Genomic DNA, 7,461 nt, shown 5'->3' with positions numbered 1-7,461 from the left:
GGGCCGTTCCCTGTTCGGCCGACCCGGAACAACGGGTGCCGCGGTTCCGTTGTCCGCGGTATGAGCACCGACACCGAAGCCCCGCTCCTCGACCTGCTCGCCAACCACACCAGGGCCGTGCTGGCCACCGTCAAGCGCGACGGCCGCCCCCAGCTCTCCAATGTCGTCTACGCCTGGGACCCGGACGCCCGCACGGCCCGCGTGTCCGTGACGGCCGATCGCGCGAAGACCCGCAACGCCGCCCGCGACCCCCGGGTCTCGCTGCACGTCAGCGCCGCCGACTTCTGGTCGTACGCGGTGCTCGAGGGGGACGCCGAGCTGAGCGCGGTCGCGACCGATCCGCACGACGCCGCGGTGGACGAACTGGTCGAGGTGTTCCGGACGGCTTCCGGCCGCGAGCACCCCGACTGGGAGGAGTTCCGCCGCGCGATGGTCGACGAGCAGCGACAGGTGTTGCGGGTTCGCGCCACCCACGTCTACGGCATGGCCCAGCTACCGTGACGCGCTGCACCCCCTCACCCGAGTGAACGGAAGCGTTCACTCGGTCAGATCGAACGAATATTCCGTTCAATCATCCCGATCAGGCGGGTTCATCGGGTGGCTCCACCATTCGCACGCTCGGGCGGGGTCGCGCCACCGCCTGGGCGTAATGCGCACGAAGCGAACGGATCACACCGCCGGGATCGTGCCGTACGGTCCGAGGTCGGCTCGCCAACACGACGATGCCCTCGTCCTGCATCCGGGTACGGCGTTCCAGGGTCTGCCCGTACTGCTCCGGCGACAGGTGCCAGTCCAGTGAGTCGATCTCCCATGCGAGGGCGACCGAGTCGATCCAGCCGTCGGGACGCGCCAGGAAGGTGCCGTCCGACCGCACGATGTCGCGGTTGAACGCCATCTCCGGCAGCCCGCTCTTCAACCAGAGCTCGCGTGCGAGCGCCTCTGGCACCGAGTGAACGTTCGCAGTCATCTCCTCGATGACGATGCGCGGAAAAGCTGACCCGCGTACGCTCCCGCTGCCGAGCTCCTCGGCCAGCTCGCGCGCGGTGACGCCGCCGCGCTGGACGACCTCGGAGATCAGTGCCCGAGCCCGATCGAGGGTGGTGCTCAGGCGCGCAGCGTCGAGCAATGCCCGCACCAGCGGCGCGCAGGGCAGGCCGTTGCGCATGGCGGCTTCGGGCAGGCGCGTCGTCCGTTCCACCCGGACGAACGCCTTCGCCTGCACGCGGCGCCGGTCCGGCAACAGCACGTGCACTTCACCGTCGTGTTGCCCGAATCCGTGCTCGCGCAATGCCGCACGCCCGGTGAGCAGTGCCCGCTCGCCGCAGTACATCAGGGCCGCCACCGCGCGCTGCCGTTCGGTCGGTCGACCGTTCGACAGCTGCACGATGCCCGGCAGCGGCCGACTCCAGGGCCCGCCCGGCCGGCAGCGGGCGGCGATCGTCGACCGGGCCACCCCGAGCGACTCGAGTTTCGACACCCGAACGATCCCGCTGTCGCTGACGGCCGCCAGCCGCTCCGCATCCTCTGCCCACGGTCCCCTGCGCATGGTGTCGATGGTGACCCGGGAGGCCGACCCGGCAGCGCGTCACGACGTGTCGATGTGGATGGAATTCCGGGCTGTGGATGACGCGGACCACCCGGCCAGCGCGGTGAGTGAACGTGCCGTTCGTTCGATCTGATCGAGTGAACGCTTCCGTTCACTCGATCAGATCGGCGGCGCAGCCGCGTCAGGCGGGGTTGATCGCCTCCGACAGCTGGTGCATGTGCGCGACGTCGCGGCAGGTCACCAGGAGCATCGTGACGCCCGAGTCCTCCCAGACCTTGACCTGCTCGCGGACCTCCGCGAGGTTGCCGATGATCATCGTGTCGGTGACCATCTCGTCGGGCACAATCGCGGCCGCCTCCTCCTTGCGGCCGGACAGGAAGAGGTTCTGGATCTCCTTGACCTGCTCGCCGTAGCCCATCCGCGTGTACACCTGGGCATGGAAGTTGAGCTCGGCCGCGCCCATGCCGCCGACGTACAGCGCGGTGATCGGCCGCAGGCGCTCGATCGCGGCCGCCCGATCGTCGGTGACGATGACCTGGCAGGTCGCGGCGACCTCGAAGTCCTCCCTGCTGCGGCGGGCGCCCGGGCGGGCGAAGCCCTCGTCGAGCCACTCGTTGTACATCGGCGCGAGCCGCGGGGTGTAGTAGATGGCCAGCCAGCCGTCCGCGATCTCCGCGGTCAGCGCGACGTTCTTCGGTCCCTCCGCCCCCAGCCAGATCGGCAGGTCGGCGCGCAGCGGGTGGGTGATCGGCTTGAGCGGCTTGCCCAGTCCCATGCCGTCCTCACCGCGGTACGGCAGCGGGTAGTGCGGGCCGTCGTTGGTCACGGGGGCCTCGCGCGCGAGCACCTGCCGCACGATCGAGACGTACTCGCGCGTTCGCGCGAGCGGCTTCGGGAACGGCTGGCCGTACCAGCCCTCGACCACCTGCGGCCCGGACACGCCGAGTCCGAGGATCGCCCGGCCACCCGACAGGTGGTCGAGGGTGAGCGCGTGCATCGCGGCGTTGGTCGGGGTGCGTGCGGACAACTGGGCTACCGAGGTGCCGAGCCGGACGCGGTCGGTGCTCGATCCCCACCACGCGAGCGGGGTGAAAGCGTCGTTGCCCCAGGACTCCGCGGAGAAGACTGCATCGAAACCCGCCCGATCGGCCTCTGTAACGAGTTCCTGCGCATTGGCCGGCGGCTGCGCGCCCCAGTATCCAAGTTGCAACCCAAGCTTCACGAAAATCCTCCAGTTCAACAGTGACTATTGCCAGTGGAATAAGAACCTGTTCTACTCGACTTTGTGACCCCTGAAAAGACCCAAGTGGCCGAGCAGCCCCTGAGGGCACCACTAAATCTCAAATTCGACTACACGCGGTCCGTGGGACCGACCATCGGAGCATTCGTCACCGGCCTGCGTGACCGGAAGGTCGTCGGCGCCCGAGGCTCCGACGGCCGTGTCCACGTGCCGCCGACGGAGTTCGATCCCACCACCCACGAGCCGATGACCGACTTCGTCGACGTCTCGGACACCGGGACGGTCGTCAGCTGGACGTGGATGCCCGATCCCATCGAGGGTCAGCCGCTGAGCCACCCGTTCGCGTGGGCGCTGGTCAAGTTGGACGGCGCCGACACGTCGATCCTGCACGCCGTCGACGCCGGATCGGCGGACGCGATGAGTACCGGTATGCGGGTGCGGGTCCGCTGGGCCGACGAGCGCACCGGGCACATCCGCGACATCGCGTGCTTCGAACCCGGCGAGAGCGAGTCGACCCCGGCCCCGTCCGCCGGCGAGCCCGTCACCGACATCGTCACCCCGATCGACCTGCACTACACGCACACCGCCTCGTTCGAGGAGACCTACTACCTCCTCGGGCTCATGGAGGGCAAGATCATCGGCGGACGCACCGACGCCAACGGCAAGGTGTACGTGCCGCCGCGCGGCGCGAACCCCACCGACGGCATGCCCACCAAGGAGCAGGTCGAGGTATCCGACAAGGGCACCATCACCACGTTCTGCATCGTCAACGTCCCGTTCATGGGTCAGTCGATCAAGCCGCCCTACGTGGCGGCCTACGTCCTGCTCGACGGCGCGGACATCCCGTTCCTGCACCTGATCCTCGAGGTCGATCCCGCCGAGGTCCGGATGGGCATGCGGGTCGAGGCCGTCTGGCGGCCGAAGGAGGAGTGGGTGTACTCACTGCGGAACATCTCCCATTTCCGGCCCAGCGGTGAGCCGGACGCGGACTACGACACCTACAAGCACCATCTCTAGGAGCCTCGAGACCATGACAGACATTGCAGTCGTCGGCTTCGCACAGGCCCCCCATGTGCGCGAGACCACCGGCACCACCAACGGTGTCGAGATGCTCGTCCCCTGCTTCCAACAGTTGTACCGGGAGCTCGGAATCACCAAGTCCGACATCGGGTTCTGGTGCTCGGGATCGTCCGACTACCTGGCCGGCCGGTCCTTCTCGTTCATCTCCGCGATCGACTCGATCGGGGCCGTGCCACCGATCAACGAGTCGCACGTCGAGATGGACGCCGCCTGGGCGCTGTACGAGGCCTGGATCAAGATCATGACCGGCGAGGTCGACACCGCCCTCGTGTACGGCTTCGGCAAGTCGTCCGCCGGCAACCTCCGGCAGATCCTCGCGATGCAGACCGACCCGTACCTGGTTGCCCCGCTGTGGCCGGACTCCGTCTCGATGGCAGGCCTGCAGGCCCGGCTCGGGCTCGAGGCAGGCAAGTGGACGGCCGAGGACATGGCGCAGATCGCCCGGCGCAGCCGCGCCGCCGCCAAGGACAACCCGAACGCGCAGTTCTCCGGCGACGTCGACGTCGAGACGCTGCTGGCGTCCGAGTACGTCGCGGACCCGCTGCGCGCGCACGACTGCGCGCCGATCACCGACGGTGCGGCCGCGATCATCCTGGCCCGCGGCGACCGCGCCCGCGAGCTGTGCGAGCGGCCCGCGTGGATCACCGGGATCGAGCATCGGATCGACTCCCCCGTCATCGGGTCGCGCGACCTGACGACGTCCCCGTCCACGGCCGCTGCCGCCCGCGCCGCGACCGGTGGTGACGTCTCGAACATCGACGTCGCCGAGCTGCACGCCCCGTTCACGCATCAGGAGATCATCCTGCGCGAGGCGATCGGGTTGACCGACGCCACCACGATCAACCCGTCGGGCGGTCCGCTGACCGGCAACCCGATGTTCTCCGGCGGCCTCGAGCGCATCGGCTACGCGGCACAGAAGATCATGAGCGGTGACGCGCAGCGCACCCTCGCCCACGCCACCAGTGGCCCTGTGCTGCAGCAGAACCTGGTCGCAGTCATGGAAGGACGCAACAACTGATGGCGAAGCAATTGGCAGCCGTCCTCGGCACCGGCCAGACCTACTACGTCGCCAAGCGCCACGACGTCACGATGGCCGGCATGATCCGCGAGGCGGTCGACCGCGCGATGGCCGACGCCCACGTCGGCTGGGACGACATCGACGCCATCGTGATCGGCAAGGCCCCCGACCTGTTCGAGGGGTCGATGATGCCGGAGCTCGCGATGTCGGATGCGTTGGGCGCCAACGGTAAGCCGCTGCTGCGCGTGCACACCGCCGGGTCGGTCGGCGCCTCGACGGGCAATGTCGCGGCCAGCCTGGTGCAGTCCGGCGTCCACAAGCGGGTGCTGGCGGTGTCGTGGGAGAAGCAGTCCGAGTCCAACGCGATGTGGGCGCTCTCGACGCCGGTGCCGTTCACGATGCCGGTCGGCGCCGGCGCGGGCGGCTTCTTCGCACCGCACGTGCGCTCGTACATCCGACGCTCCGGCGCCCCCGACCACATCGGTGCGATGGTGGCCGTCAAGGATCGCCGCAACGGCGCGATGAACCCGTACGCGCACCTCAAGCAGCCGGACATCACCGTCGAATCCGTGATGTCCTCCCAGATGTTGTGGGACCCCATCCGTTTCGACGAGACGTGCCCGTCCTCGGACGGCGCCTGCGCGATCGTCATCGGCAACGAGGACGCGGCGAAGGCTGTCGAGGCCGACGGCCGCAAGGTCGCGTGGATCCACGCGACCGCGATGCGCACCGAGCCGCTGTCGTACGCCGGCCGCAACGTCGCCAATCCGCAGGCCGGCCGCGACGCCTCGGCCGCGCTGTGGAAGGCCGCCGGCATCACCGACCCGCTCACCGAGATCGACGAGGCCGAGATCTACGTACCGTTCTCCTGGTTCGAGCCGATGTGGCTGGAGAACCTCGGGTTCGTGCCGGAGGGCCAGGGCTGGAAGTTCACCGAGGCCGGCGAGACCGCGATCGGCGGGCAGCTGCCGGTCAACGCGTCGGGCGGCGTGCTCTCGTCCAATCCGATCGGCGCGTCCGGCATGATCCGCTACGCCGAGTCGGCGATGCAGGTGATGGAGCGGGCCGGTGACCACCAGGTCGACGGCGCACGCAAGGCCTTCGGTCATGCGTACGGCGGTGGCTCGCAGTACTTCGCAATGTGGGTGGTCGGCACCGACCGCCCGACCAACTAGAAGGGGCACTCGCCGTGAAGTTCACCGTCGGAATCGCGATGAGCCCGCTCGACCAGCTCATCCCGCTCGCACAGACCGCCGAGGAGTGCGGGTTCGCCAATATCGCCCTGCCGGACTCGCTGTTCTACATGGAGACGGCGGCGGCCGATTACCCGTACACCCCCGACGGCTCTCGGATGTGGAACGCCGAGACGCCGTGGGTGGATCCGCTGATCGCCGCGGCGGCGCTGGGTGCGGCCACGTCCACGATCGGCTTCTACACGAACGTGCTCAAGCTGGGGTCGAGGAACCCGCTGCTGCTCGCCCGGCAGGTCGGATCGGTGGCGAACCTGACCGGGAACCGGTTCGGTTTCGGCGTCGGGATCGGTTGGGCGCCGGAGGAGTTCGAGTGGTGCGGCGTGCCGTTCAAGAAGCGCGGTGCGCGCGTCGACGAGATGATCGAGATCATCAAGTTGACCCTCGCCGGCGGCATGGTCGAGTTCCACGGGGAGTTCTACGATTTCGACCGGCTGCAGATCAGTCCCGCACCGAGCAAGCCGGTGCCGTTCTACGTCGGCGGACACACCGACGTGGCACTGCGCCGGGCGGCCCGTGTGGGCGACGGCTGGACATCGGCGATGATGAAGTTCAAGGATCTGGTCGAGACCAAGCGCAAGCTCGATGACCTGCGCGCCGAATACGACCGTGCGGACGAGCCTTTCGAGATTCAGGCCGTGTGCATCGACCGCTTCGGCAAGGACGGCTACGCCGAACTCGACGGCGCGGGCATCACCGACGCCATCGTGGTGCCGTGGATCTTCGACGGTGTTCCGTTCGACGGCCCGCTCGAGGCGAAGCAGGACTCGTTGCGCAAGTTCGCGGCCGACAACATCGCCGGAGGAGTGTCGTGACCGAGACCGCGACCGAGCACCCCGTCCGGATCGCGTCGCGCGCGTCCCAGACCGCCGCGAGCGGTAAGCGCAAGGAGGAGTGGCTGGCGCTGTTCGCGGAGGACGGCTGGGTCGAGGACCCCGTCGGCCCTTCGGGTTTCGATCCCGAAGGGAAGGGTCACCACGGCCGGGAGGCCATTGCCCGCTTCTACGACATGACCATCGCGAACACCGAGTCACTGACCTTCGACATCAGGGACACCCTGCAGTGCGGTGACGAGATGGTCTACATCGGCAGCATCCGGTCGGTCGTGGCGGGCAACCAGATCGACGCCGAGGGCGTGTTCGTCTACCGGGTGAACGACGAAGGCAAGCTGCAGTCGATCCGGGCCTTCTGGGAGGTCGATCGGGCGATGAAGACACTCGTCAAGTTGTAGTCCGTACCAACGCCGCAAGGGCCGCACCTCGGAAATCGAGGTGCGGCCCTTGCCGTTTCACGCTGCCGTGGGTCCTCCCCCAGCCGAAGACCGGTG

Annotated in this window: 8 protein-coding genes; 6 read left to right on the top strand and 2 right to left on the bottom strand. The window is 68.4% G+C overall.

What is annotated here, in order from left to right; translation table 11 throughout:
* Positions 1-60 precede the first annotated feature (60 nt).
* Positions 61-501: a PPOX class F420-dependent oxidoreductase gene (locus ACFXGJ_RS23465; RefSeq protein ID WP_378625590.1), complete on the top strand. Its 441-nt coding sequence runs from the start codon at positions 61-63 to the stop codon at positions 499-501.
* Between the two features lie 79 nt (positions 502-580).
* Here the strand turns inward: ACFXGJ_RS23465 and ACFXGJ_RS23460 are convergent, their stop codons facing one another.
* Together ACFXGJ_RS23460 and ACFXGJ_RS23455 are read right to left on the bottom strand one after the other, a co-directional pair.
* On the bottom strand, positions 581-1,546 hold the full coding sequence (locus tag ACFXGJ_RS23460) for a hypothetical protein (protein ID WP_378625586.1): 966 nt from the start codon (positions 1,544-1,546) through the stop codon (positions 581-583).
* Positions 1,547-1,727: 181 nt separating this feature from the next.
* Positions 1,728-2,768: an LLM class F420-dependent oxidoreductase gene (locus ACFXGJ_RS23455; RefSeq protein WP_378625583.1), complete on the bottom strand. Its 1,041-nt coding sequence runs from the start codon at positions 2,766-2,768 to the stop codon at positions 1,728-1,730.
* Positions 2,769-2,852: 84 nt separating this feature from the next.
* Between ACFXGJ_RS23455 and ACFXGJ_RS23450 the strand changes: the two genes are divergently transcribed.
* The 5 genes from ACFXGJ_RS23450 to ACFXGJ_RS23430 are packed head-to-tail and all read left to right on the top strand — an operon-like array spanning position 2,853 to position 7,365.
* Positions 2,853-3,803 carry a Zn-ribbon domain-containing OB-fold protein gene (locus ACFXGJ_RS23450; RefSeq protein WP_378625581.1) on the top strand — a complete coding sequence of 317 codons (951 nt, stop codon included), beginning with the start codon at positions 2,853-2,855 and terminating at the stop codon, positions 3,801-3,803.
* A 13-nt stretch (positions 3,804-3,816) separates the two neighbouring features.
* Positions 3,817-4,884 (top strand): thiolase domain-containing protein, encoded by a 1,068-nt coding sequence (locus ACFXGJ_RS23445; protein WP_378625578.1) that lies wholly within the window; start codon positions 3,817-3,819, stop codon positions 4,882-4,884.
* The gene (locus ACFXGJ_RS23440; RefSeq protein ID WP_378428618.1) at positions 4,884-6,059 is read left to right on the top strand and encodes a thiolase domain-containing protein; all 1,176 of its coding nucleotides are present in this window, start codon (positions 4,884-4,886) and stop codon (positions 6,057-6,059) included. Before ACFXGJ_RS23445 ends, ACFXGJ_RS23440 begins: the two co-directional genes overlap by 1 nt.
* A gap of 14 nt (positions 6,060-6,073) precedes the next feature.
* Positions 6,074-6,949, top strand: coding sequence for a TIGR03619 family F420-dependent LLM class oxidoreductase (locus ACFXGJ_RS23435; RefSeq protein WP_378625574.1), 876 nt, complete (start codon positions 6,074-6,076; stop codon positions 6,947-6,949).
* The gene (locus tag ACFXGJ_RS23430; protein WP_378625571.1) at positions 6,946-7,365 is read left to right on the top strand and encodes a nuclear transport factor 2 family protein; all 420 of its coding nucleotides are present in this window, start codon (positions 6,946-6,948) and stop codon (positions 7,363-7,365) included. The genes ACFXGJ_RS23435 and ACFXGJ_RS23430 overlap by 4 nt, the downstream gene beginning before the upstream one ends.
* Positions 7,366-7,461: the final 96 nt, after the last annotated feature.

It is taken from the genome of Rhodococcus sp. NPDC059234, assembly GCF_042754225.1.
In the GTDB taxonomy this organism is placed as follows: Bacteria; Actinomycetota; Actinomycetes; order Mycobacteriales; family Mycobacteriaceae; genus Rhodococcus_G.
Note: the sequence above shows the minus strand (reverse complement) of the source record. Positions and strands in the feature narration are given on the sequence as shown.

What these genes read in the sequence shown, in the direction of transcription:
- ACFXGJ_RS23460 (WP_378625586.1), bottom strand. Translation starts at nt 1,546, where the DNA reads ATGCGCAGGGGACCGTGGGCAGAGGATGCGGAGCGGCTGGCGGCCGTC.
- ACFXGJ_RS23440 (WP_378428618.1), top strand. Translation starts at nt 4,884, where the DNA reads ATGGCGAAGCAATTGGCAGCCGTCCTCGGCACCGGCCAGACCTACTAC.
- ACFXGJ_RS23465 (WP_378625590.1), top strand. Translation starts at nt 61, where the DNA reads ATGAGCACCGACACCGAAGCCCCGCTCCTCGACCTGCTCGCCAACCAC.
- ACFXGJ_RS23445 (WP_378625578.1), top strand. Translation starts at nt 3,817, where the DNA reads ATGACAGACATTGCAGTCGTCGGCTTCGCACAGGCCCCCCATGTGCGC.